19 protein-coding genes are annotated in these 23,923 nt (G+C 70.0%); 11 read left to right on the top strand and 8 right to left on the bottom strand.

Annotated elements, in window-relative coordinates:
• Positions 1-84: 84 nt before the first annotated feature.
• On the bottom strand, positions 85-1,224 hold the full coding sequence (locus AB0B98_RS00930; protein ID WP_357359710.1) for a cellulose binding domain-containing protein: 1,140 nt from the start codon (positions 1,222-1,224) through the stop codon (positions 85-87).
• Between AB0B98_RS00930 and AB0B98_RS00925 the strand changes: the two genes are divergently transcribed.
• The gene (locus AB0B98_RS00925) at positions 1,223-1,438 is read left to right on the top strand and encodes a hypothetical protein (protein ID WP_357359708.1); all 216 of its coding nucleotides are present in this window, start codon (positions 1,223-1,225) and stop codon (positions 1,436-1,438) included. The two genes, AB0B98_RS00930 and AB0B98_RS00925, sit on opposite strands and share 2 nt — an antisense overlap.
• A 62-nt stretch (positions 1,439-1,500) precedes the next feature.
• On the opposite strand, the gene AB0B98_RS00920 is transcribed toward AB0B98_RS00925, so the two are convergent.
• A complete protein-coding gene (locus AB0B98_RS00920) occupies positions 1,501-2,499 on the bottom strand; it encodes an acetylxylan esterase (RefSeq protein ID WP_357359706.1) in 999 nt (332 codons plus the stop codon).
• Positions 2,500-2,520: 21 nt separating this feature from the next.
• Positions 2,521-3,558: a LacI family DNA-binding transcriptional regulator gene (locus AB0B98_RS00915; RefSeq protein WP_357268501.1), complete on the bottom strand. Its 1,038-nt coding sequence runs from the start codon at positions 3,556-3,558 to the stop codon at positions 2,521-2,523.
• Between the two features lie 318 nt (positions 3,559-3,876).
• Between AB0B98_RS00915 and AB0B98_RS00910 the strand changes: the two genes are divergently transcribed.
• The 9 genes from AB0B98_RS00910 (at position 3,877) to AB0B98_RS00870 (ending at position 17,838) form a co-directional block, all read left to right on the top strand.
• A complete protein-coding gene (locus tag AB0B98_RS00910; RefSeq protein WP_357359704.1) occupies positions 3,877-6,240 on the top strand; it encodes a glycoside hydrolase family 3 N-terminal domain-containing protein in 2,364 nt (787 codons plus the stop codon).
• An 11-nt stretch (positions 6,241-6,251) separates the two neighbouring features.
• A complete protein-coding gene (locus AB0B98_RS00905) occupies positions 6,252-7,241 on the top strand; it encodes an ABC transporter permease subunit (RefSeq protein WP_357359702.1) in 990 nt (329 codons plus the stop codon).
• Positions 7,238-8,146 (top strand): carbohydrate ABC transporter permease, encoded by a 909-nt coding sequence (locus tag AB0B98_RS00900; protein WP_357359700.1) that lies wholly within the window; start codon positions 7,238-7,240, stop codon positions 8,144-8,146. Before AB0B98_RS00905 ends, AB0B98_RS00900 begins: the two co-directional genes overlap by 4 nt.
• Positions 8,147-8,199: 53 nt before the next feature.
• Positions 8,200-9,837, top strand: coding sequence for an extracellular solute-binding protein (locus AB0B98_RS00895; RefSeq protein ID WP_357359698.1), 1,638 nt, complete (start codon positions 8,200-8,202; stop codon positions 9,835-9,837).
• Positions 9,838-9,924: 87 nt separating this feature from the next.
• A complete protein-coding gene (locus AB0B98_RS00890; RefSeq protein ID WP_357359696.1) occupies positions 9,925-10,614 on the top strand; it encodes a DUF624 domain-containing protein in 690 nt (229 codons plus the stop codon).
• Positions 10,611-12,644, top strand: coding sequence for a beta-galactosidase (locus AB0B98_RS00885; RefSeq protein ID WP_357359694.1), 2,034 nt, complete (start codon positions 10,611-10,613; stop codon positions 12,642-12,644). The genes AB0B98_RS00890 and AB0B98_RS00885 overlap by 4 nt, the downstream gene beginning before the upstream one ends.
• Positions 12,641-14,779: an alpha-glucuronidase gene (locus tag AB0B98_RS00880; RefSeq protein WP_357359692.1), complete on the top strand. Its 2,139-nt coding sequence runs from the start codon at positions 12,641-12,643 to the stop codon at positions 14,777-14,779. Before AB0B98_RS00885 ends, AB0B98_RS00880 begins: the two co-directional genes overlap by 4 nt.
• 310 nt (positions 14,780-15,089) lie before the next feature.
• Entirely contained in the window at positions 15,090-16,415 is a 1,326-nt protein-coding gene (locus tag AB0B98_RS00875; protein ID WP_357359690.1) for a PHB depolymerase family esterase, read from the top strand.
• Between the two features lie 40 nt (positions 16,416-16,455).
• The gene (locus tag AB0B98_RS00870; protein WP_357359688.1) at positions 16,456-17,838 is read left to right on the top strand and encodes an endo-1,4-beta-xylanase; all 1,383 of its coding nucleotides are present in this window, start codon (positions 16,456-16,458) and stop codon (positions 17,836-17,838) included.
• Positions 17,839-18,160: 322 nt separating this feature from the next.
• Here the strand turns inward: AB0B98_RS00870 and AB0B98_RS00865 are convergent, their stop codons facing one another.
• Positions 18,161-18,856 (bottom strand): methyltransferase domain-containing protein, encoded by a 696-nt coding sequence (locus AB0B98_RS00865; RefSeq protein ID WP_357359686.1) that lies wholly within the window; start codon positions 18,854-18,856, stop codon positions 18,161-18,163.
• A gap of 28 nt (positions 18,857-18,884) precedes the next feature.
• Between AB0B98_RS00865 and AB0B98_RS00860 the strand changes: the two genes are divergently transcribed.
• Positions 18,885-19,292: a MerR family transcriptional regulator gene (locus tag AB0B98_RS00860; RefSeq protein ID WP_357359684.1), complete on the top strand. Its 408-nt coding sequence runs from the start codon at positions 18,885-18,887 to the stop codon at positions 19,290-19,292.
• On the opposite strand, the gene sthA is transcribed toward AB0B98_RS00860, so the two are convergent.
• The 4 genes from sthA to AB0B98_RS00840 form a co-directional block, all read right to left on the bottom strand.
• Complete coding sequence (gene sthA, locus AB0B98_RS00855; protein ID WP_357359681.1) at positions 19,289-20,692, bottom strand: Si-specific NAD(P)(+) transhydrogenase; 1,404 nt, start codon at positions 20,690-20,692, stop codon at positions 19,289-19,291. The two genes, AB0B98_RS00860 and sthA, sit on opposite strands and share 4 nt — an antisense overlap.
• A gap of 53 nt (positions 20,693-20,745) precedes the next feature.
• Positions 20,746-21,771: a cellulose binding domain-containing protein gene (locus AB0B98_RS00850; protein ID WP_357359680.1), complete on the bottom strand. Its 1,026-nt coding sequence runs from the start codon at positions 21,769-21,771 to the stop codon at positions 20,746-20,748.
• A gap of 285 nt (positions 21,772-22,056) precedes the next feature.
• The gene (locus AB0B98_RS00845; RefSeq protein ID WP_091399091.1) at positions 22,057-22,695 is read right to left on the bottom strand and encodes a response regulator transcription factor; all 639 of its coding nucleotides are present in this window, start codon (positions 22,693-22,695) and stop codon (positions 22,057-22,059) included.
• Positions 22,692-23,894 carry a histidine kinase gene (locus AB0B98_RS00840; RefSeq protein WP_357359678.1) on the bottom strand — a complete coding sequence of 401 codons (1,203 nt, stop codon included), beginning with the start codon at positions 23,892-23,894 and terminating at the stop codon, positions 22,692-22,694. Before AB0B98_RS00840 ends, AB0B98_RS00845 begins: the two co-directional genes overlap by 4 nt.
• Between the last annotated feature and the right edge of the window lie 29 nt (positions 23,895-23,923).

Raw genomic sequence — 23,923 nt, 5'->3', positions numbered from 1 at the left:
GTGAGGGGACGGGTGGGGCCGGCCGGGCGACGGCCGACGGTCGGCCGCTTGGGCGTCTCCCGACCCTTGCCGCGAGGGCTGGTGTCAGGCGACCGCGCAGGCGGTGCCGTTGAGGGTGAACGCGGCCGGCCGGCCGGTGCCACCCGTGTGGGTCGCCTGGAAGCCGATGTCGACCGAGGTGTTGGGCGCGATCGTCGCGTTGTAGGAGACGTTGCGGGCGGTCACCGCTCCGCTGGACGGGGAGTAGGTGGCGTTCCATCCGCTGGTGATGGCCTGCCCACCGGGCAGGGTGAACGCCAGGGTCCAACCGTTGACCGGCGTGCTGCTCGTGTTGGTCACCGAGACCGACGCGGTGAGACCGCTGTTCCAGGCGTTGACCGTGTACGTCACGCGGCAGTCGCCGGACGGCGGGGGCGTGGTCGGCGGGGGCGTGGTGGGCGGGGGCGTGGTCGGAGGCGTGTCGCCACCGATGCTGCCGGGCACGGTACGGAGAGCGTCGTACCAGGCGGCGGCCATCTTGCGGTAGCCAGTGGCGTTCGGGTGCACCCCGTCGGCCAGATCGCTGAGCGTCAGGGCGCGGTACATGTCGACCAGGTGTACGCGTTTTCCGGCGGCGGCCCGGCTCTGCACGATCCCGGGGATCGCGGCGTTGTAGCCCCGGACCTGGTTGTCAGCGCCGGACTTCGGGATGATCGTCGCGACGAACACGTCAGCGTTCGGGGCGGTGTTGGTGATCCGGTCGACGAGCGTGGCCAGCCGCGACGGAGCCCCGGACGTGTCGCCGTACATGTCGTTGGTGCCGATGTGCAGCAGCACGGTCCGCGGGTTCGTGGCCCGCAGCCAGTTCGCCACGTTGGCGTCGATCTGGGCGATCGTCCAGCCGGAGTGGCCCTGGTGGTCGTGGTCGCCGAGGCTGGCTGGCCCGTTGAACTGGGAGCCGACGAAGTCGATCCGGTAACCACCGGACGTGAACCGCTGCCACAACTCGATCCGGTAACCGCCGGGGACGTTGAATCCGTCGGTGATCGAGTCGCCCAGTGGCATCACGCGTACGCCGCCGTTGGACTCCGCGCTGGCGGGAGTCGTCGCGACCGGCACGGCGGCGATCATGGCGGCGACGGCGGCCAGGGCCGTCCACCACCGGCGGGCCCGCCGGGGTCTCGACGTCCGTGCGCTGGCGGTCGGTGCGAGGGGGACGGGTTGAACGAGGGCTGGACTGCGCATGGGACTTCCTCTGGTGGGGGTGCGCGACGTCAGCGGCTATCGGGAGACGGTTGCCGCCACGAACGCGGTACGCGGAGGTGGGGTGCTCGGCACGACCAGGAGCCCGGACGTCTGCACTGGTGGTCGTGGCGGTTCGGGGTGGGCACCGGTCGTCGAGGGTCTGGCGCGACGGACCGATGAGCCGTGGCGGAAGTGTGCCCTGCACCTCGCCTGACGCACCATAGCGTGTTATCGCTAACACCGGCAATGCATCGGCATTCGACGATGTCCGAGCCGCTACTCCCGGCCTGGATGGAGCACGGAACGCAGCCAGCGCAGCTGACGCCGGACGTGCACGGCCTCGCCGCCCTCATGGCCGTTGAACGGGTAGACGTGCATCTCCCGCTCGGGCGGGACCGGCCTCCCGTTCGCGGCACCGTAGTGGTTGTAGGCGGCGAAGGCGGTTCGCGGCGGGCAGACCGTGTCGCGTTGGCCCACCCCGAAGTGCGCCGGAGCCGTCGCCCGACGCGCGAAGCTCACCCCGTCGACATAGGACAACGTGCGCCACACCGCCTGCTCGGCCTCCCGGTGCACAGCGAGGTACCGGGCGATCTCTCCGTACGGCGCGAGGTCGGTGAGCGCGACGGCCCGGCGCATGTCGCACAGGAACGGGGCGGTCGTCAGCACCGCGCTGAGATCCTCGACGAGACCCGCCACCGCCAGGGCGATGCCGCCGCCCTGGCTGTTGCCGACCACAGTGACCCGGTCACCGTCGACCCCCGGCAGCGCGCGGACCGCCTCGACAGCCCGCACCGCGTCGGTGATCAGACGGCGGTAGTGGTAGTCGCGCGGATCGAGGATCCCCCAGGTGGCCGGCCAGGGCCCGCCGGGCGCGCCGTGCGGGTCGGGGGTGTCCCCGGCACCGTGCTGCCCCGCCTGGCCCCGGTTGTCCATCAGCAGGTGCGCGTACCCGGCCGCCGGCCAGGTCGGCCGCTCGTGGGGCAGGCCGCGCCCGCGACCGTAGCCGGCGTACTCGACCACGGCCGGCAGCGGCTCTCGAACCCCGGCCGGGCGTGTGTACCAGGCGCGGACCGGGTCACCGCCGAAGCCGGCGAACGAGACGTCCCAGGAGTCGAGCAGCCGCAGGTCGGTGGGTTCGGAGCGGACGTCGACGAGCACCGGTACGGCGGCCGCCTCGGCGAGCGTGTCCCGCCAGAACTCGTCGAAGTCGTCGGGTTCGGCGACCTCGGGTGCGTACCGCTGGAGCTCGTCGAAGGTGGAGGCGGAGTGGGGCACGGGTCCTCGCAGGGGCCGGGGTCAGTGCGGGTGGACGGGGGGCGCGGTGCTCTCCCGGACGACCAGCTCGGTCACCAGGTCGATCCGGCTGGTCGCCGGCTCGTTTCCCCTGGTCAGGTCCAGCAACATCTGGGTGGCGATGCCGGCCATGTCGCGCAACGGCTGGTTGATCGTGGTGAGCGCCGGGTCGGTCCAGGCCGAGACCGGCAGGTTGTCGTACCCGATCACCGAGAGGTCCTCGGGCACTCGCAGGCCGCACTGACGGGCGGCCCGGAGCACTCCCATGGCCTGGATGTCAGACCCGGCGAAGATCGCCGTGGGTCGGTCCGGCCGCTGGAGCAGTTGCAGCCCGTGGGCGTGCCCGGCTCCGGCGGAGAAACTGCCGTAGCGGATCAGCTCGCGGTCGACCACTATCCCGGCTTCGTCGTGGGCCGACTGGAAGCCGGCGGCGCGGGCTCGGCTGCACAGCACGTCGGGTGGCCCGGAGATGATGGCGATCCGTCGGTGCCCCAGCTCCAGCAGGTGCCGGGCGGCGAGCAGACCACCGTTCCAGTTGTTCGACCCGACGGTCGGCACGGAGGCCGAGGTGGCACTGTCGGTGTCGACGACGACGAACGGAATGCCCTGCCGGCGCAGGTGCTGTTGTTGGGCCTCGGCCAGGTGGGAGAGGACGAACACCACGCCCAGGGGGCGGTCGGCGAGTAACGCCTCCAACCATCGTGTCGGCGGGCGGTGCGCGCCGTCGAGCTGGGCGATCGACAGCCCGATGCCGGCCGCGGAGGTCACCGCCTCGACGCCCCGCAGGATTTCCATCGCCCAACCCGTGTCGAACTCGTGGAACACGAGGTCCACCCGGCCGCCGCTGGTCGCGTGTCGCCGGGCGCGGCGCTGGTACTGGTGGCGGTCGAGGCTCGCCTCCACCCGGGCTCTGGTGCCGGGGGCGACGTCGCCGCGTCCGTTGAGGACCTTGGACACGGTCGCGACCGAGACGCCGACATCGTTGGCGATGGTCGCGATGGTGGTGGAGGCGGGTGGGTCGAGCGGGCGGTGCTCTGTCATCGCGGCCTCATACAACATCCGAAAGTTTCGGGCGACCTTAACATGATGAGACATTCACGCCAGTGCGTACGGCAGCCGGACTGCGCATTCACGGACATTGCGCGGCTTGTCGACGACGGAGCGCCGATGATGGGGTCACCGTGTGCAGGAAACACCCCCTGGTAGTCCGATTGAGACTCTTGACAGGCATCGATGGGCCACTTAGGTTGCCGAAAAGGTTACGCAGGTTTCCGGAAAGTTTCGGATCGTGAGAAAGGTCCGCCACCGAGCCGGTTCCACCAGGGCACGGGGATGTGGCCGGAGCTAAGGGGTCAGGGCATGAGCAGTCAGTCGCTCGAGGACGGCGGCACCGCGCCGTGGCGAGATCAGCGGCTGTCGCCGACCGAGCGAGCCGAGGCGCTCCTGCCGATGATGTCAGTCGAAGAGAAGATCGCCCAGCTCGTCGGGGTCTGGGTCGGCGCGGACGCCAGCGGCGAGGGCGTCGCACCGCACCAGTCGGACATGATCAGCGAGTTGCCGCAGTGGAGCACTGTCATCCAGTACGGGTTGGGCCAGTTGACCCGCCCGTTCGGCACCGCCCCGGTCGACCCGGTGTCCGGCGCCCGGTCGCTGGCGGCCTCGCAGGCGCAGATCGTTGCCGCCAGCCGGTTCGGCATCCCGGCGCAGGTGCACGAGGAGTGCCTCACCGGGTTCGCGGCGTGGCGGGCCACCGTCTACCCGACTCCGCTCAGCTGGGGCGCGTCCTTCGACCCCGACCTGGTCGAGGCGATGGCCGACCGGATCGGGCGGTCGATGCGCGCCGCCGGTGTGCATCAGGGCCTCGCCCCGGTGCTGGACGTCACCCGCGACTACCGCTGGGGCCGCACCGAGGAGACGATCGGCGAGGATCCCTACCTGGTCGGGACGACAGGTGCCGCCTACGTGCGGGGCCTGGAGCGGGCCGGCGTGGTGGCCACGCTGAAACACTTCGCCGGCTACTCCGCCTCCCGAGGCGGACGCAACCTCGCGCCGGTGCCGATGGGTCGGCGCGAGCTGGCCGACGTCATTCTGCCGCCGTTCGAGATGGCGCTGCGCCTCGGCGGCGCCCGCTCGGTGATGAACTCCTACGCCGAGATCGACGGCCTGCCCGTCGCGGCCGACCGTGGGCTGCTGACCGGGTTGTTGCGTGACGAGTGGGGCTTCACCGGCACCGTGGTGGCCGACTACTTCGCCGTACGGTTCCTCCAGACCCTGCACGGAGTCGCCGAGGACGCCGCCGACGCGGCCCGGCTCGCCCTGCGGGCCGGAATCGACGTCGAGTTGCCCACGGTGGATGCCTTCGGCGACCCGCTGGTGCAGGCGGCTCGCCGCGGCGAGGTCGACGAGGCGCTGATCGACTGCGCGCTGCGTCGGGTGCTGATTCAGAAGATCGAGCTCGGCCTGCTCGACGAGGGCTGGCGGGAACTGCCCGACGACGTGGCGTCCCTGCGCTTCGACGACGAGGCCAGCCAGGACGTCGCCCTTCGCCTCGCCCGGGAGTCAGTCGTCCTACTGCGCAACGTCGGCGTCCTCCCGCTGTCAGTGGGTAGCCGGGTCGCCCTGGTCGGTCCGCTCGCCGACGATCCGATGGCCATGCTCGGCTGCTATTCGTTCCCCAACCACGTGGGCGTCCACCACAGCGACTACGGGCTCGGCCTGCGCATCCCCACCCTGCGCGACGAGTTGGCCCGACGCGTTCCGCTGCTCACCCACGAGCCGGGCTGCGCCATCACCGGCGAGGACACCTCGGGCATCCCGGCCGCGGTCGCCGCGGCCGCGGCCGCCGACGTGTGTGTGCTGGCCGTCGGCGACCGGGCGGGAATGTTCGGCCGGGGCACCTCGGGTGAGGGCTGCGACGCCGTCGACCTGCGACTACCCGGCGTGCAGAGCGACCTCGTCCGCGCCGTCCTCGCCACCGGCACCCCGGTCGTCCTGGTCTCTCTGGCCGGCCGCCCGTACGCGCTCGGTCCGGAGTTCGACGGCGCGGCGGCCGTGGTGCAGGCGTTCTTCCTCGGTCAGCTCGGTGGGCAGGCGCTCGCCGAGGTGCTCACCGGCGCGGTCGATCCCTCCGGGCGGTTGCCGGTCAGCGTTCCCCGCGACGCCGGCGGGTTGCCGAGCACCTACCTGGCGCCGCCGCTCGGCCGGCGCAACAAGGTCTCCTCGATCGACCCGACCCCGGCGTACCCGTTCGGCCACGGGCTGAGCTACACCACCTTCGAGTGGTCCGACGCGACGGTGGTCGAACCGCGCGAAGATCCGACTGCCTGGCCGGTCGACGGCGAGGTGCGGGTGCGGATCACCGTGGCCAACACCGGTGAGCGGGCCGGCACCGAGGTCGTGCAGCTCTACCTGCACGACCCGGTCGCGCAGACCACCCGTCCGGTGGTCCGGCTGATCGGCTACACCCGGCTGCCGTTGGCGCCCGGCGAGGCGGCGCACGTGACGTTCGGCGTACCGGCCGACGTGGCGTCGTTCACCGGGCTGGCCGGCCAACGGATCGTCGAGCCCGGCGACGTCGAGCTGCGGTTCGGCCGATCGAGCGGCGACGTGGCGGCGGCCCTGCCGCTGCGACTGGTCGGCGCCGAGCGCCAGGTCGGCTACGAGCGGGAACTGCTCACCTCGGTGCGGGTCGAGCCCCTCGTGGCCGTTCCACAGTCGGCATAGGAGGGTCGAGGATGACATCCACCCTGCGGCCACCGCCGCCGGCGCCGCCGAGCTCTCCCCAGCAGGCGCAGAGCCCTGCCCCGCGCTCGCCACGACGCGGTCGCAGTTGGCGACAGGCACTGCGCCGGGACTGGCAGCTCTACTCCCTCGCCATTCTGCCGCTGCTGTTCTTCCTGGTCTTCCGGTATCTGCCGATGCTCGGCAACATCATCGCCTTCCGTCGGTTCAAACCGGGCGGCAACATCTTCGGTGAGTACTGGGTCGGGTTGCGCTACTTCCGGATGTTCCTCACCGACCCGACGTTCTGGGAGGTGTTCACCAACACCCTGGTGCTCGGGACGCTGACCCTGCTGTTCTGCTTCCCGCTGCCCATCGTGTTGGCGCTGCTGCTCAACGAGGTCCGGGCCCGCCGCTTCAAGCGGTTCGTCCAGTCCGTCTCCTACCTGCCGCACTTCCTGTCGATCGTGATCGTGGCGGCGATGGTCATGCAGCTGACCTCGATCGAGGGCACGGCCAACCAGCTCGTCAACCTGTTCGGCGGCGACCCGGTGGCGTTCCTGCAGAGACCGGAGTGGTTCCGCACCATCTACGTCTCGTCCGAGGTCTGGCAGACCGTCGGCTGGGGCACGATCCTCTACCTCGCCGCGCTCACCACCATCGACGAGGACCTGTACGAGGCCGCCCGCATCGACGGCGCCGGCCGGCTGCGCCAGACCTGGCACGTCACGTTGCCCGGCATCCGTCCGACGATGGTGACGTTGCTGATCCTCAACATCGGCAGCTTCCTGGCGGTCGGGTTCGAGAAGATCCTGCTGCTCTACAACCCGTTGACGTACCCGACCGCCGACGTGGTCTCCACCTATCTGTTCCGGATGGGCTTCCAGTCGAGCAACTTCAGCTACGCGGCCGCCATCGGCCTCTTCGAGGCGGTGATCGGGCTGGTCCTCGTCCTGTCGGCGAACGTCATCTCCCGGCGCACGGTGGGGACGAGCCTGTGGTGATCCTCGGTACGAAGACCGACGCCCCGAAGACCCGCGGGCCGGATGACAGCCGGGGTTACCGGGTCTTCCGAGTCGTCAACACGGTCGTCCTGATCGGCGTCGTGGTGGTGACGCTGTACCCGTTCCTTAACATCGTCGCCCGCTCGCTCAGCGAAGAGGCGTACATCATCGCCGGCAAGGTGACCATCTTCCCGCGCGGGTTCGACCTGACCGCTTACAAGCTGCTGATGTCGGACGCGTTGTTCTGGACGAACTACCGCAACACTGTGGTGTACACCGTGGTCGCCACGCTCATCTCGATCGTGCTGACCACGTGTTACGCGTACGTGCTGTCGAAACCGCAGCTCAAGGGGCGCACCTTCCTCATCGGTGTCGCGCTGTTCACCATGTTCTTCTCGGGCGGCCTGATTCCCAACTACGTGCTGGTCACCAGCCTGGGCATGAAGAACACCATCTGGGCGGTGGTGATCCCCAATGCCATCAGCGTGTTCAACCTGCTGGTCATGAAGGCGTTCTTCGAGAGCCTGCCGAGCGAGTTGGAGGAGGCCGCGGCGGTCGACGGGCTGAACACGTACGGCATCCTGCTGCGGATCGTGCTGCCGCTGTCGAAGGCGATCATCGCGACGATGGTGCTCTTCTACGCGGTCTCCTTCTGGAACTCGTGGTTCACCGCGTTCCTCTACATCGACCAGCAGGATCTGCTGCCGGTCACCGTGTACCTCCGCAATCTCATCGCGGGCGCCACGAGCGCCGAGTCGGCCGCGGCCGACGCCGACAAGGTTCAGGCCGCGGCCACCCTCCAGGCCGTGACGATCGTGCTCACCACACTGCCGATCCTGGCGATCTACCCCTTCGTTCAGCGGTACTTCGTCCGCGGCGTGATGCTCGGCGCGGTCAAGGGATGACGCTGGGCGCCACACCGCTTCCCCTCGAATCCCCACCACCGAAAGGACGAGCCATGCTCCACAAGACGTGGCGCCGCGTGGCATTGGCCACCGCGGGTCTGCTTGCGCTCTCCCTTGCCACCGCCTGTTCCGAGGACCCCGGTGAGTCGACAGACCTCTCCGAGAACCGGGTCGGCGCGATGGCCAACTACGGCATCGGTGACCAGTTCAAGGCCACCGAGGCGCTCTCGTTTTCCACCCTCTACAACAACCACACGTTCTACCCGCTCAAGGAAGACTGGCTGTTCTGGTCGGAGCTCACCAAGCGGACCAACGTCAAGATCGATCCGGTGGCCGTGCCGCTGAGCGACTACGAGCAGAAGCGCAGCCTGCTGATCGGCGCCGGCGACGCTCCGCTGATCATCCCGAAGACGTACCACCCGCAGGAGGACGCGTTCGTGGCCTCCGGGGCGATCCTCCCGGTGAGCGACTACCTGGATCTGATGCCCAACCTCAAAGACAAGATCAGCAAGTGGAACCTCCAGCCGGAGATCGACAACCTGCGGCAGGCCGACGGTAAGTTCTACCTGCTGCCCGGCCTCCACGAGAAGCCCACGCAGGACTACACGGTGCTGGTGCGCACCGACATCATGCAGGAGCTCAACCTGGCGGTCCCGAAGACCTGGGACGAGCTGTACACGGTGCTCAAGGCGATGAAGGCGAAGTACCCGAACGTCTACCCGTACTCCGACCTGTTCAGCAAGCCCAACCCGACCGGCGCGTTGCTGAACCTCCTCGGCTCGGCCCACGGCACCTACGCGGGTTGGGACTACCAGCACGCCACCTGGGACCCGGCGGCGAAGAAGTTCACCTACACCGGCGCGTCCGAGCAGTACAAGCAGATGGTCACCTACCTGCACAAGCTCGTCGCCGAGGGTCTGCTCGACCCGGAGAGCTTCACCCAGACCGACGACCAGGCGCGCCAGAAGCTCGCCAACGGCAAGTCCTTCGTGGTCACCGGCAACGCGCAGACGCTTGTCAACAACCACAGGCCCGACCTGGCCAAGACCCTGCCGAACGCCAAGATGGCCAAGATCCCGCTGCCGATCGGCCCGGCCGGTGAGGTCAACCCGTTCCCCCGCCTGGAGAACGGCATCATGATCTCCACGAAGGCCCGGGAGAGCAAGAACTTCGTGGCCATGATGCAGTTCATCGACTGGTTGTGGTATTCGGACGCGGGCCTGGAGTTCGCCCGCTGGGGCATCGAGGGCACCACCTTCACCAAGGACGCGTCCGGCAAGCGCACGCTCAACCCCGGGGTCGACTTCCTCGGCCTCAACCCGAAGGCGCCCAAGCACCTGCAGAAGGACTTCGGCTTCCAGAACGGCGTCTTCGCCTACGGCGGCAGCCCCGACCTGGTCCGTGGTTTCTTCTCGCCGGAGGAGCTGGAGTTCCAGAAGGTGATGGACGCCCGTAAGCCGAGGGAGGTCCCCCCGCCGCGCCCGTTCACCGACGAGGAACGCGAGCAGGTGTCGCTCTGGGAGACCCCACTGAAGGACTTCGTCACCCAGAACACGCTGAAGTTCGCCCTGGGCCAGCGCCCCCTCAGCGAGTGGGACGCGTACGTGGCCGAGCTGAAGGCCAAGAACTCCGACCAGTACATCGAGCTGGTGAACAAGGCGTACGAGCGGTTCCAGAAGAAGAACGGCTGACCAGCGGGGGTCCGGTCGGGCGGCCTGTCGCGGCCCGACCGGACCCCGGCGACCACGGATCAGCTGAGTCGACCGGAGGGAGCGACAGTGAGTGGCGCGACTCAGACCCGGCGACAGTTCGGCGACGGACCACTGTCGCGGATCACCTCGCGCGTTTACATCCTGCTCGTGGTCGAGCTGCTCCTGCTGCTCACCACACTGCCCGCCCTGCTCCCGCTGCTTCTGCTGGGCCGTGACCCCAGCAACCTGCCGCTGGCCGCGCTCCTCCTGGTACCGGTCGGCCCGGCGGTCTCCGCCGCCCTGTACGCCCTGCGCCACCAGCGGACCGACCTGACCGACCTGCATCCGGCCAGAGTGTTCTGGCGTGGCTACCGGGCCAACGTGCTCGGTGTGCTGCGCATCTGGGTGCCGACGCTGCTGTGGCTGACAGTGCTCGCCGTGAACCTCGCCTACCGCGGCGCGGTCGGCCTGTCGAGCTGGTGGGCGGTGCCGCTGGTCCTGATCGGAGTGGGCGTGACGCTCTGCGCGGCCAACGCCCTGGTGATCACCTCGCTGTTCGACTTCCGCACCCGGGACGTACTCCGGTTGGCCGCGCACTTTCTGCTGCGTACCCCCGGTGTCGCCGTCGGCAACGCCCTGCTGCTGGCCGCGGCGGCCGGGATCACCGCGGTCTTCTCCGAAGCGGTGTTGATGCTGCTCGCGTCCATCGCGGCGCTGGCGTACCTGCGCGTCAGCGACCCGATGATCCACCTGATCCGGAAGGAGTTCACCGCATGAGCCTGCCCCTCAGCGCCAAGGTGCCCTTCGGGGGCGACTACAACCCGGAACAGTGGCCCGAGGACGTGTGGAAGCAGGACTACCGTCTCTTCGACACCGCGCGGATCGACCTGGTCACCCTCGGCGTGTTCGACTGGGCGCTCACCCAACCCGCCGAGGACACCTACGACTTCGCGCTGCTGGACAGGATCGTCGAACGGGCCAGTGCCGAGGGACGCGGAATCTGCCTGGCCACCGGCACCGGGGCCCACCCAGCGTGGTTGGCGAGGGCGTACCCCGAGGTGACCCGGACCGACTTCGAGGGCCGCAAGCACCGCTTCGGTCAGCGACACAACTCCTGCCCCAGCTCGCCGGTCTTCCGCCGGCTCTCGACGGAGCTGGCCCGCCGGGTCGCCCGCCGCTACGCCGACACACCGGCGGTGCTCGCCTGGCACGTCGGCAACGAGTACGGCGGCGCCTGCTACTGCGCGCTGTGCGCGGACGGCTTCCGGGGCTGGCTGCGCCACCGCTACGGCACCCTCGACGAGCTGAACGAGGCCTGGTACACCACCTTCTGGTCGCACACCTTCACCGACTGGGACGAGATCGAGCCGCCTTCGGCGCTGACCGAGCACTGGCGCGGCCCGGACCACACCGCGTTCCCGGGCATCACCCTCGACTACCTGCGGTTCACCTCCGACGCGATGCTGACCAACTTCCGCGACGAGAAGGCGGCCATCCGGGAGTCCAGCCCGACGCTGCCGGTGACCACGAACTTCATGGGCATGTACCGGCCGATCGACTACCACCGCTGGGCCCCTCATCTGGACTTCGTCTCCTGGGACAACTACCCGCCCGACGACGAGTCGGCGGCCCGGATGGCGCTGACCCACGACCTGATGCGCGGGCTCAAGGACGGCCAGCCGTTCTGGCTGATGGAACAGACCCCGAGCTTCACCGCGTGCCGCGACGTCAACCCGTTGAAACGCCCCGGCCTGATGCGGCTGTGGAGTTGGCAGGCCGTGGCGCACGGCGCCGACGCTGTGCTCTTCTTCCAGCTGCGTGCCTCCCGTGGGGCCAGCGAGAAGTACCACGGCGCTGTCATCGGGCACGCCGGTCGCTCCGACACCCGGGTGTTCCGGGAGGTCGCCGAGCTGGGCGCCGAACTGGAACGGCTCGGCCCGGCGTCGTTGGGCGCGCGGACCCCGGCCCGGGTGGCGCTGCTGTTCGACTGGGACAGCTGGTGGGCGTTGGAGCTGTCCGACGGCCCGTCCCGGCTGGTCCGCTACCAGCAGGTGGTGCTCGCCTACCACAGGGCACTCTGGGACGCCGGTGTGGACCTTGACGTCGTCGCGGTGACCGCCGACCTGTCCCGCTACGACGTGGTCGTGGCCCCGGCCCTGCACCTGCTCAAGGGTGACCTGCCGCAGCGGCTGGAGGCGGTGGCGACGCGCGGCGGGTCGGTGCTGACCACCTACCTGTCCGGCCGGGTGGACGAGAACGACCAGGCGTTCCTGATGGACGTGCCGGGCCCGCTCGGGCAGCTCATGGGTGTCCGGGTCGACGAGTGGGACGCCCGCGGCCCGGAGATGGTCAACCCGGTCCGCCTCGGCGACGGCGTGGATCAGGTGGACGTCGACGCACGACTGCTGTTCGAGCTGGTGATCCCGCAGGGCGCGCAGGTCGTCGGCACCTACCGGGCCGACTTCTACGCGGGTACCCCGGCGGTGACCCGCAACTCCTTCGGCGCCGGTGACGGCTGGTACGTGGCCGCCGGGCTGGACCAGGCCGGGGTGTCCTGGGTGGTGCGGCAGGTGCTCGCCCGGCACGACCTGCTCGGGCCCTACCCGGACGTGCCGGACCTGGAATCCGCCGTCCGGGTCGCGGTGGACGGGTCGCGGCTGCTGTTTCTGCTCAACCACCGCGCCGAGCCGGTCGAGGTGACCGCCCGGACCGGCGGCGTCGACAGGCTCACCGGCGACCGTGTGGCGGCCGGCGGTGCCCTGCGGCTGCCGGCGTACGGGGTTGTCGTGCTGGAGGAGGACCGGTGAACGCCGAAGAGTCGGTGGAGTTGGAGCAGCTGATGTTCGTCGAGGAGCCGATGGACGGTGACGAGCCGCGCGTCCATCCGGCCTGGCTGCCCCCGGAGGCGTTCCGGTCGCTCGGCGCGCGTCGCATCCTCCTGCACGGCGAGGGGTTGCTCGTCGACACCGTCCTCAACGAGGTCTCCCGCGCCTGCGCCCGTTACGGCGGACGGGTGTGGCACTCCCCGTCCTGGGACGTCGACGTCGACCTGGTGCTCGCCCTGCGCGACGCCGCTGAGCTGCCCAACCCGGCGGTGGAGGCGGCACGCGCCGCCGGCGAGGCGGCGCTGGTCGAGCTGGGCGACGGCGGGACGCTCGGCGACGAGGGTTTCGTGTTGGCGCGGGCCGGCGACGTGACAGCGGTGCTGGCCGACACGCCCGCAGGCCTGCTGTACGGGCTCTTCCACGTGGTCCGGCTCTGCGCGGCGGCCTTCGACCCGGCCCGACCCCCGGAGCGGCACCGGCCGGCGCTGCGCCGACGAATGCTGAACCACTGGGACAACGTGGCGGTGCACCCGGTGATGGGCCAGGTCGAACGGGGGTACGCGGGCGGCTCGATCTTCTGGCAGGACGGCCGTCCGCGCGGCGACCTGGCCCGGGTACGGGAGTACGGGCGGCTGTTGGCCTCCTGCGGGGTCAACGCGATCTCGGTGAACAACGTCAACGTGGCCCGCACCGAGGCGCTGCTGCTCACCGAGCGGCTCGGCGACGTGGCCGAGATCGCGGACGCGCTGCGCCCGTACGGCATCCGGGTGCACCTGTCGGTCAGTTTCGCCGCTCCGGTGGTCCTCTCCGGCCTGCCGACCGCCGACCCCCTGGACGAGACTGTGCGGGCCTGGTGGGCTGCTGCCACACGGCGGGTCTACGACCGCATCCCGGACTTCGGCGGCTATCTGGTGAAGGCCGACTCGGAGGGGCAACCAGGCCCGTTCACGTACGGCCGCGACCACTCCGACGGGGCGAACCTGCTGGCCGAGGCCCTCGCCCCGTACGGGGGAGTGGTGCACTGGCGGGCGTTCGTCTACAACCACCACCAGGACTGGCGGGACCGGTCCACCGACCGGGCGCGGGCCGCGTACGACCACTTCGCCCCGCTCGACGGGCGGTTCCGCACCAACGTGGTGGTCCAGGTGAAGTTCGGCCCGGTGGACTTCCAGACGCGGGAGCCGGTCTCGCCGGTGCTCGCCGCGATGCCGGCGACCCGGGTGGCGGTGGAGTTGCAGGTCACCCAGGAGTACACGGGCCAACAGCGGCACGTCTGCCACCTCGGCCCGTTGTGGAGTGAGGTGCTCGGCTTCTCCCCCTGGGGGCCGGGTGGGCGGACGATCGCCGACGTTGTCACGGGGGAGACTGCGGCCGGCGGCGGGATGGTCGCCGTCGCCAACGTCGGCGACGACCTCTTCTGGACCGGGCATCCGTTGGCACAGGCCAACCTGTACACGTTCGGCCGGCTGGCCTGGGACCCTCGGCGGGACCCGACGGCGATCCTCGACGAGTGGATCACGCTGACCTTCCCGCCGTCGGCGACCGCCGACGCGGAGCTGGTGCGGCGGACCCTGCACGAGATCATGGACGACTCGTGGCGCACGTACGAGCGCTACACCGCCCCGTTGGGCGTCGGCTTCATGGTCAACCCCGGCGACCACTACGGTCCCGGCGTCGACGGGTACGAGTACACCCGGTGGGGCACCTACCACTTCGCCGACCGTGACGGTGTCGGCGTGGACCGCAGCCGCGCGTCGGGCACCGGCTTTGCCGGCCAGTACCCGCCGTACTGGGCCCAGGTGTACGAGTCACCCGAGACCTGCCCCGACGAGCTGTTGCTCTTCTTCCACCACGTGCCGTACGGGCACGTGCTGCACAGCGGCTCGACAGTCATCCAGCACATCTACGACACCCACTTCGCGGGGGTCGAGGAGGTGACGGCGATGCGACGGAGGTGGCAGACGTTGACCGGCATGATCGACCCGAGCGTGTACGAGCGGGTCGCCGAACGCCTCGAGGAGCAGGTGCGCTGCGCCACCGAGTGGCGCGACCAGATCAACACGTACTTCTTCCGCAAGTCCGGGGTGCCGGACGAGCGAGGGCGGGACATCTACTGAGCGGCGGCGAGGGCGGCCCGGCCATCCGGTCGGGCCGCCCTCGTGACCGTGCGGCCCAGCGGCCTCGCAGGTTCCGAAAACGTCCCGATAATTTATCGCCACCCATCGGCGCTGATCATGCCCGCCGGTGCCCATTGTTGCGCAGGTGACCGCCGGAACCGTTGCGGCGAAAGGTTTCCGGAAGTCTTGACAATCGAGTGTGCTCGATTGAAGCTGACATGGTCACGCGAGCCGCGGTCAAGGTCGGGCGAAGGGCAACCCTCGACTTAAGTTCCCCTTCCACGCGCCTTTTTCGCAAGGGATCGCGACGATGACACTGAAGACAAAAATGCTTGGCGTCGTCATGGCGGCAGTGACACTGGCCGCCGCCGCGTTGACGTTCGCCACCCCCGCGTCGGCGGCGACGCTCACGCAGGTGACCAACTTCGGCACCAACCCCACCAACCTGCAGATGCACCTGTACGTCCCGGACCGGGTGGCCGCCCGACCGGCGATCCTCCTGGCCATGCATTACTGCACCGGAACGGGCCCCGCGTTCCACTCGGGCACCCAGTACGCCTCCCTCGCGGACCGGTACGGGTTCATCGTGATCTACCCGTCGGCAACCCGCAGCAGCAAGTGCTGGGACGTCTACTCACCGCAGGCGCTACGCCGTGGCGGCGGCAGCGACCCGGTCGGGCTGATGTCGATGGTCGACTACGTGCGGCAGCGCTACTCCGCCGACCCTGCCCGGATCTTCGCCACCGGCACCTCTTCCGGCGCGATGATGACCAACGTCATGCTGGGCGTCTACCCGGACGTGTTCGCGGCGGGCGCCTCGTTCGCCGGGGTGCCGTTCGCCTGCTTCGCCACCGGTGGCACCTCGGAGTGGAACAGCCAGTGCGCCAACGGGCAACTCATCCGGACCGCGCAGCAGTGGGGTGACCTGGTCCGGGAGGCATACCCCGGCTACACCGGCCAGCGGCCCCGGATGCAGATCTGGCACGGCACCAACGACGAGACGCTGCGCTACCCGAACTTCGGTGAGCAGGTCAAGCAGTGGACCAACGTGCACGGGCTGAGTCAGACCCCGACGTACACCGACTCCCCGCAGTCCGGCTACACCCGCACCCGGTACGGCAGCAGCGGCCCGATGGCGCCGGTCGAGGCGATCAGCATGCAGGGTGTCACGCACAACCTGCCGGTCGACGCCGCGCAGGTGATCCGCTTCTTCGGGCTGGACGGCACCGCGCCGCCTACCACCCCGCCGCCGACGACGCCGCCCCCGACGACTCCGCCCCCGACCACGCCGCCCCCGACCACGCCGCCCCCGACCGAGGGCGCCTGCCGGGTCGGCTACACGGTCAACGCCTGGAACAGCGGCCTCACCGCGAGCGTGGCCATCACCAACACCGGCGCCACCGCCGTGAACGGCTGGGCGCTGACCTTCACGCTGCCCAGCGGACAGCGCATCACCAGCGGCTGGAACGCCCAGTACGCCCCGGCGAGCGGTGCGGTGACCGCCCGCAACGTCTCCTACAACAACACCATCGCCCCGAACGCGTCGGTCGAGATCGGCTTCCAGGCCACGCACGAGGGTGGCACCGGCAAGCCCACGTCGTTCGCCCTCAACGGTGCCGCCTGTTCGGTGTCCTGATTTCCTTTCCCACCCCACCACCCCTAGAAGGAGTCACACGATGAGAAGTACGAGATGGAAGGCGGCATCCAGAGCCGCCATCGCGCTGGCCGGCGTGGGTGCCCTCGCCGCCGGCATGGCGCTGTTTGCGACGGCACCCGCCTCCGCGGGGACGACGCTCGGTGCGTCCGCCGCCGAGAAGGGTCGGTACTTCGGTACGGCGGTGGCCGGATTCAAGCTCTCCGACAGTGCGTACACCACGATTTTGAACCGTGAGTTCAACATGGTGACCGCCGAGAACGAAATGAAGATGAACGCCACCGAGCCGCAGCAGAATCAGTTCAGCTACGGGGCCGCGGACCAGATCGTCAACCACGCCCGCAGCCGCGGGATGAGCGTGCGGGGTCACACCCTGGCGTGGCATTCGCAGCAGCCCGGCTGGATGGAGAGCATGAGCGGCACCGCGCTGCGCCAGGCGATGCTCAATCACGTGACGCAGGTGGCCACCCACTTCCGCGGTCAGGTGGTGGCGTGGGACGTGGTGAACGAGGCGTTCGCCGACGGCAGCTCCGGAGGCCGTCGCGACTCCAACCTCCAGCGCACCGGCAACGACTGGATCGAGGCGGCGTTCCGGGCGGCGCGTGCCGCCGATCCGGGCGCGAAGCTCTGCTACAACGACTACAACACCGACAACTGGACGCACGCCAAGACCCAGGGCGTCTACAACATGGTGCGCGACTTCAAGGCCCGTGGCGTGCCGATCGACTGCGTGGGCTTCCAGTCGCACTTCAACAACGATTCCCCGTACGTGAGCAACTACCGCACCACGCTGTCGAGCTTCGCGGCGCTCGGCGTGGACGTGCAGATCACCGAGTTGGACATCCAGGGCGCTTCGGCGAACACCTACCGCAGCGTCGTCGAGGACTGTCTGGCCGTGGCCCGCTGCAACGGCATCACTGTGTGGGGGATCCGCGACAGTGACTCCTGGCGCGCTTCGCAGACCCCGCTGCTGTTCAACAGCAACGGCTCGAAGAAGCCCGCGTACGACGCGGTTCTCGCCGCGCTGAACAACGGCACCACGCCCACCGACCCGCCCACGGACCCGCCGACCGACCCGCCGACCGACCCGCCCACGACTCCGCCCCCGGGCACGGGTGGGTGCACGGCGACGGTGTCGGTGAACCAGTGGACGGGTGGCTTCGTGGCGAATGTTCGAGTGACGGCCGGCTCGTCCGCGCTCAACGGCTGGACGGTGACGATCGCGCTGCCGTCGGGCGCAACGGTCACCAACGCGTGGAGCGCCGACCGCAGCGGTAACAGCGGCTCGACAACCTGGACGAACGTGTCGTACAACGGCCAGGTCGGCGCCGGACAGTCCACCGAGTACGGCTTCCAGGCCAACGGCACCGCCGGCAGCCTCAGCCCCACCTGCTCGGCCCGCTAGACCCCCACCGGCCGGGGGGGGGGGGCCCCCCCCCCCCCCCCCCCCCCCCCCCCCCCCCCGGGCGCGGGGGGGGGGGGGGCGGGGGGCGGCGCGCCCGCCCCCGGGCCCGCCGCGGCGGGGGCGCCCCCCCCCCCCCCCCGCCCCGCCCCCCCCCCCCCCCCCCGGGGGGGGGGGGCCCCCCCCCCCCCCCCCCCCGGCCCCGCACAGCCCTCGTTGATCAAGAGGTTTGCGTCATGACACGCCAGGCCGGATGACGCAAACCTCTTGATCACCGGAGTGGGAGGGGGAGGGGGAGGGGGAGGGGGCGCCTGGGTGTTGGCGGTCACGCTTGGGCGGCGACGAGGAAGATCGGTACGACGACGAGGATCCGGTTCGCGTGGGCGCGTACGGCCTGCTCGGCGAGCCAGGTCTCGTCGTCGGTGATCCGTTTCAGGATGTCGAGTGCGGTGTCGTCGGTGAACACGGCGGTGTGCACCTCGACGATCGGGTCGGTGAAGCCGGCGTCGAGCAGCAGGTTGCGATACCGGCGGGCAACGCGCGGCGACGGCAGCGAGTCCGCCTTCTCGTGGACCAGCCGGCGGGTGGTTTCCGGGTCGTCCGAGTCGATGGCGATCAGGTCCCAGTCCTGGCCGAGCAGCACGGCTCGCCCGCCCGGTGTGAGCACCCGCCGGGCCTCGGCGACGGCTCGCGCCGGTTCGTCGAGCACGTGCAACACCTTGTCGGCCCGGTAGTAGGTCACCGACCCGGTCTCCAGCGGCAGCTCGGTGGCGTCGCCGACATGGAACTCGCCGGCAGGCCAGCGCCTTCTGGCCGCGGCGATCATCTCGGTATCGAGGTCGACGCCGATCGCGTGGGCTCCGCGCTCGGCCAGCTCGGCGACGGCACGGCCACTGCCACAGCCGGCGTCGACGACAGTTCGGCCAGCGAGGTCGCCGAGCAACTCGTAGGAACGGGTGCGCAGTTCGACGGCCGCGGGCTCGCTCTCGATGGCATCGAGGACAGCTAGAAGACTGGACATGCCCGCCATGCTCGGACTTAATGTCGACATGAAGTCAAGCCCGATGACGATCGGTGAGGTGGCCGACCACTTCGGCCTGCCGGCGCACGTCCTGCGGCACTGGGAATCGGTGGGTCTGCTCTGCCCCGCCCGGGTCACCGGCGGCCGTCGCCGCTACACCCGCGACGACCTGTTCCGGGTGGCTTCGATCCTGCGCGCGAAGCAGGCCGGCCTGCCGCTGCCGGACATCCGGGCGTTCCTCGCCGCGGGTGACCCGGCCGCCCGCAAGGACGTGCTGCGCCGCAACCATGGCGCGCTGCAGGCCAGGATGGCCGCGCTGCGGTCGGCGCTCGATCTGCTGGAGGCCGGGCTGTCCTGCTCACACGAGGACATCTCGACCTGCCCGAACTACCGCACCCACCTGGCGGAGCTGGTGGAGGCCGGGGGACGTGGCTAGCCGTCGATGCGGACGATGTTGCGGATCTTGTTGGACGCGTCCAGGGCGGCGACCTTGTACGCCTCGGCCAGCGTCGGGTAGTTGAACACCGCGTCGACCAGGTAGTCGATGGTGCCGCCGCAGCCCATCACCGCCTGACCGATGTGGACGATCTCGGTGGCGGCCGTGCCGAACACGTGCACCCCGAGCAGTCGGCCGTCGTCGGGGGAGACGAGCAGCTTGAGCATGCCGTACGAGTCGCCCACGATCTGACCCCGGGCCAGTTCGCGGTACCGGGCGATGCCCACCTCGAACGGTGTCGAGCTCTCGGTGAGCTGCGCCTCGGTCTGCCCGACGAAGCTGATCTCCGGGATCGTGTAGATGCCGATCGGTTGCAGGCCGTGCATCTCCCGGATCGGCTCACCGCAGGCGTGTTGCGCTGCCAGCCGGCCCTGCTCCATCGAGGTGGACGCGAGCGCCGGAAAGCCGATCACGTCGCCGACGGCGTAGATGTTCTCCACACTGGTGCGGTAGTTGGCGTCCACGGCGATCCGACCGCGTCGGTCCGCCTCCAGCCCGGCCGCCTCCAACGCCAGATCGTCGGTCTGACCCTGCCGCCCGGCCGAGTACATCACCGTGTCGGCGACGATCTTCTTGCCGCTCTTGAGGATGCACAGCGCCGCCGTCTGGTGCTTCTCCACGGCGGCGACCTCCTCGCCGAAGCGGAACGCCACGGACAGGTCGCGCAGGTGGTACTTGAGTGACTCGACGACCTCGTCGTCGCAGAAATCCAGCATCCGCTCACGGCGTTCCACCACCGTCACCTTGGTGCCGAGGGCGGCGAACATCGAGGCGTACTCCATGCCGATCACGCCGGCGCCGACCACGACCATGCTGCGGGGTACGGCCTGAAGGTTGATGACCCCGTCGGAGTCCACGATCGTCCGGTCGTCGAAGTCGACGCTGTCCGGGCGGGCCGGGCGGGTGCCCGCCGCGATGACGATCTTGTCGAAGGTCACCCGGGATTCGCGGCCGGAGCCACCGTCGACCCAGATCGAGTGCGCGTCGGCGAAACGTCCAGTGCCGGTGATCATCGCGACCCGGTTGCGGGCCAGCTGATTGCGGATGACGTCGGTCTGCCGGGTGATGACGTGCTGGGTTCGGGCGGCCAGATCGCTGACCGTGATCTCCTCCTTGACCCGGTAGCTGCTGCCGTACAGGTCCCGCTGGCTCAGGCCGGTCAGGTAGAGCACTGCCTCGCGCAGGGTCTTGGAGGGCACGGTGCCGGTGTTGATGCACACCCCACCGATCATGTCGCGGCGGTCCACGATGCCGACCCGCCTGCCGAGCTTGGCGGCGGCGATCGCGGCCTTCTGACCGCCGGGCCCGGAGCCCAGCACCAACAGGTCGTAGTCATACACAACCGCTAGCGTCGCAAGATGTCGTGTCGGGCGCCAGACCTCGGAGTCGAGCGTTATTCGTCTGCCACGGTGCAGAGGCCGCCGTTCAGCGTGATCTCCTCCGGCAGTTGCGTGCCAGAGGCGACGAGCCCCAGCGACACAGTGCCGCCGGGCGGGATCACCGCGTTGCGACCGGTGTCGCGCACCCGCAGGTAGCTGTTGTTGAGCCGGTCGACCACCTTCGCGCCCCAGATGCCGCGGACCTGCTGGCTGGCCCAGAACCGCCACGTCATCGTCCACCCGTCGACCGCCGTGGTGCCGGTGTTCTCGACGACGAGATGGGCCACGAAGCCGTCCGGCCACTGCCGCACGACGGATCGGACCGCGCAGCTCGGCGGTGGCGGCAGGGTGGTCACCGTGACCGGTGCGGACAGTGGGGACAGGTGTCCGACCTCGTCGCGGGCCTGCACCACGAAGGTGTACGTGGTGTTGGGCGTCAACCCGCTGATCTGGGCACTGTTCACGGGCGGGTACTGGTACACCTCACGGACCCGGGTGAGAGTGCCGACGGCGTCGACCTGGAACACCTCGTACCGGTCGAGCGCGACGTTCTCCACCGAGTGCGCCCACCGCAGCCGGACCACAGTGGCGGCGACGTCGTACGCCACCGGTTGACCAGGCGCGCCCGGCGGCTGGTCGTCCCCGGGCGGCATGGTCAGCCGCAGGCTCGGGTTGGACACCGAGCTGTTGCCGGCCGCGTCCAGAGCCCACACCGAGAAGGTGTACGTGCGCGAGGGCCGCAGGTTGGTGATCCGGATGCTGTTGGTGTTTGTCGAATACTGGGCGCCGGAATCCTCGAACTGCGCGCCGACCGGGTAGCGGACCACGCCCACGTTGTCGGTCGAGGCCTCCCAGGTCAGCTCGACCGAGGTGGTGTCGATGGCGACGACGGTGATCGGGCCGGGTGCGGTGGGCCGTTCGGTGTCGGCGGCGGCGGCGCGCGCCGGGGTCGCGCCGGCGGCGACCAGGGTTGCTGTCAGTGCGCACGCGACCAGCGCGGCAGCCTTGGAGCGAATTGCTCGACTTCGACGATCACGCACGATGAATCCCCCGCCTCCGGTCGTCCACCACTCCACCAATTCATCCACATCGATACTAGGTCACTGTTGCTCGGCAGGATGCCCCGTCGGATTCGGACGCCGACCTTGGCACGCCGGTCACCCCAGGGCTGGTGGACGGTGTGGCGGTCGTTGCCTTTCGAGTTGAATCGTCTGCGACATCGGTGACCGCCGGTGCCGCTGATTCGTTCACGACATCAGCTCCAAAGGCAACGAACAAAGACATCAAGCCGCCCGCGAGCCGCCGCCCGCGAGCCGCCGCACGACCTAGCCGACGAGGCGGCGTTCCCAGGCCCAGGCGGCGATCTCGACCCGGTTGCGGGCCTTGAGCTTCATCTGCACGCTCGCCAGGTGGGTCTTGACGGTGCCCACGGCGATGAAGAGCTGAGTGGCGATCTCGGCGTTCGTCAGGCCGCGGGCGACGAGCTTCACGACGTCGAGTTCCCGTGGGGACAGGCCACCGTCGTCGCGCGCCGGAGCGGGCGAGCTGAGGTGCTCCAACAGCCGTACCGTGATCGAAGGGCTGATCAGCGCGTCGCCGGACACGGCCGCGCGGACCGCCTCCACCAGCAGAGCCGGGCCGGAGTCCTTGAGCAGGAAACCGCACGCGCCGTTGGAGAGCGCGGTGTGCACGTACTCGTCGAGGTCGAAGGTCGTCACGACGACCACCCGGATCGGGTCGGCGACGCCCGGCCCCGCCAGCAGCCGCAGTGCCTCAAGACCGTCGAGGCGGGGCATCCGGATGTCCAGCAGCACCACGTCCGGGCGCAGTCGTCGGGCCAGCTCGACGGCCTGGACGCCATCGGCGGCCTCGCCGACCACCTCCATGTCCGACTGGGCGCCAATGATCATGCCGAAGCCGGTCCGGACCATGGCCTGGTCATCGGCGATCAGTACCCGGATCACCGGGCCACCACCGCTTGCAGCGGGAACGCCGCGTCGAGCACCCAGCCACCGGCGACGCCGGGCCCGGCGGTGATCGTGCCGCCGAGGGCGCGTACCCGCTCGGTGAGGCCGATCAGGCCGAAGCCGTGCCCCCGGGCCGGCGCTGTCCGCGGCGACGTGCCGTCGTCGGCGACCCGGACCAGCAGCCAGTCCGGGGTACGCCGTACCGCCACGTCCACTGACCGCGCATCCGGCGCGTGCTGGCGGGTGTTGGTCAGCCCCTCCATCACCACCCGGTACGCCGACGTCGACACCTCCACCGGCAGTCCGTTCAGGTCGCCGTCGACGTGCAGTCGTGCCGGCGCGTTCGCCGCGCCGTTGAACCCGGTCAGCAGCGGCTCCAGTTCGGTCACCCCGGCCAGTGGCGCCAGCGGCGCGTCCGGTGGGGCGTCCGGGTTGCGCAGGATGCCGACCATCCGCCGCATCGAGGCCATCGTCTCCGCGCCGGCCCGCTCGATCTGCTCCAGGGCGACGATCACCCGCCGCGGGTCCTGCTCGGCGACGAACCGGGCGCCCTGCGCCTGCACCACGATGCCGGTGACGTGGTGGGCGATGAAGTCGTGCAGGTCCCTGGCGAACTCGGCACGCTGCTCGGCGCGGACCAGCGCGATGGCCCGCTCCCGGCCGGCTGCCATGATCCGTAGGTAGAGCCCCACCCCGGCGGCGCCGGCCGCGGCGAGCACCTGGAGCAGGCCGAAGATCACCAGCAGGTTCTCGGTGCCGACGCGCAGTGGCATCGCGGCGACGGCGAGCCCGGCGGCCGCCGCCGCCCACGGGGCGAGCCGGGCCGCGCCCCAACGGCTCACCACGAAGACCACGCCGATCAGCCCGGCCGACTCGGCGAGCCCCCAGGTGCGGGCGGGCAGGAGGCCGCCGCCTCCGGAGACGAGCACCACCCCCGCGGTCACGGCCAGTGAGGCGGTGGCGAGGGCCAGCGCGGCCACCGGCAGCCGCCGGGAACCCGGCCGGTGCACTGGCAGCCAGAGTGGCACGGTCGCCACCGCCAACCCCACCGGCACCAGCAGGAGCACGAGAGCGGCGAGGCTTCGTTCATCCGCCGTGCTGGCCGCGAAGTCGAAGAAGGCGAGCAGGCCGAAGGCCACCAGCCCGGCCGTCTGGGCCAGGCGTACCCAGAAACGTCGAAGATCCGGCGCGCTCATGATGACCCAGCGTAGCCAACCGGACGGAG

Origin of the sequence: Micromonospora sp. NPDC048947 (assembly GCF_040649495.1) — a bacterium.
GTDB lineage: Bacteria > Actinomycetota > Actinomycetes > Mycobacteriales > Micromonosporaceae > Micromonospora > Micromonospora alfalfae.
This window is presented reverse-complemented; position numbering and strand designations above follow the sequence as displayed.

Bases quoted from the DNA above. Each gene is read 5' to 3' on its own strand.
- AB0B98_RS00885 (WP_357359694.1), top strand. From the start codon at position 10,611: ATGAGCCTGCCCCTCAGCGCCAAGGTGCCCTTCGGGGGCGACTACAAC.
- AB0B98_RS00860 (WP_357359684.1), top strand. From the start codon at position 18,885: ATGAAGTCAAGCCCGATGACGATCGGTGAGGTGGCCGACCACTTCGGC.
- AB0B98_RS00925 (WP_357359708.1), top strand. From the start codon at position 1,223: ATGGGACTTCCTCTGGTGGGGGTGCGCGACGTCAGCGGCTATCGGGAG.
- AB0B98_RS00840 (WP_357359678.1), bottom strand. From the start codon at position 23,894: ATGAGCGCGCCGGATCTTCGACGTTTCTGGGTACGCCTGGCCCAGACG.
- AB0B98_RS00865 (WP_357359686.1), bottom strand. From the start codon at position 18,856: ATGTCCAGTCTTCTAGCTGTCCTCGATGCCATCGAGAGCGAGCCCGCG.
- AB0B98_RS00910 (WP_357359704.1), top strand. From the start codon at position 3,877: ATGAGCAGTCAGTCGCTCGAGGACGGCGGCACCGCGCCGTGGCGAGAT.
- AB0B98_RS00930 (WP_357359710.1), bottom strand. From the start codon at position 1,224: ATGCGCAGTCCAGCCCTCGTTCAACCCGTCCCCCTCGCACCGACCGCC.
- AB0B98_RS00875 (WP_357359690.1), top strand. From the start codon at position 15,090: ATGACACTGAAGACAAAAATGCTTGGCGTCGTCATGGCGGCAGTGACA.
- AB0B98_RS00895 (WP_357359698.1), top strand. From the start codon at position 8,200: ATGCTCCACAAGACGTGGCGCCGCGTGGCATTGGCCACCGCGGGTCTG.
- AB0B98_RS00870 (WP_357359688.1), top strand. From the start codon at position 16,456: ATGAGAAGTACGAGATGGAAGGCGGCATCCAGAGCCGCCATCGCGCTG.
- AB0B98_RS00915 (WP_357268501.1), bottom strand. From the start codon at position 3,558: ATGACAGAGCACCGCCCGCTCGACCCACCCGCCTCCACCACCATCGCG.
- AB0B98_RS00905 (WP_357359702.1), top strand. From the start codon at position 6,252: ATGACATCCACCCTGCGGCCACCGCCGCCGGCGCCGCCGAGCTCTCCC.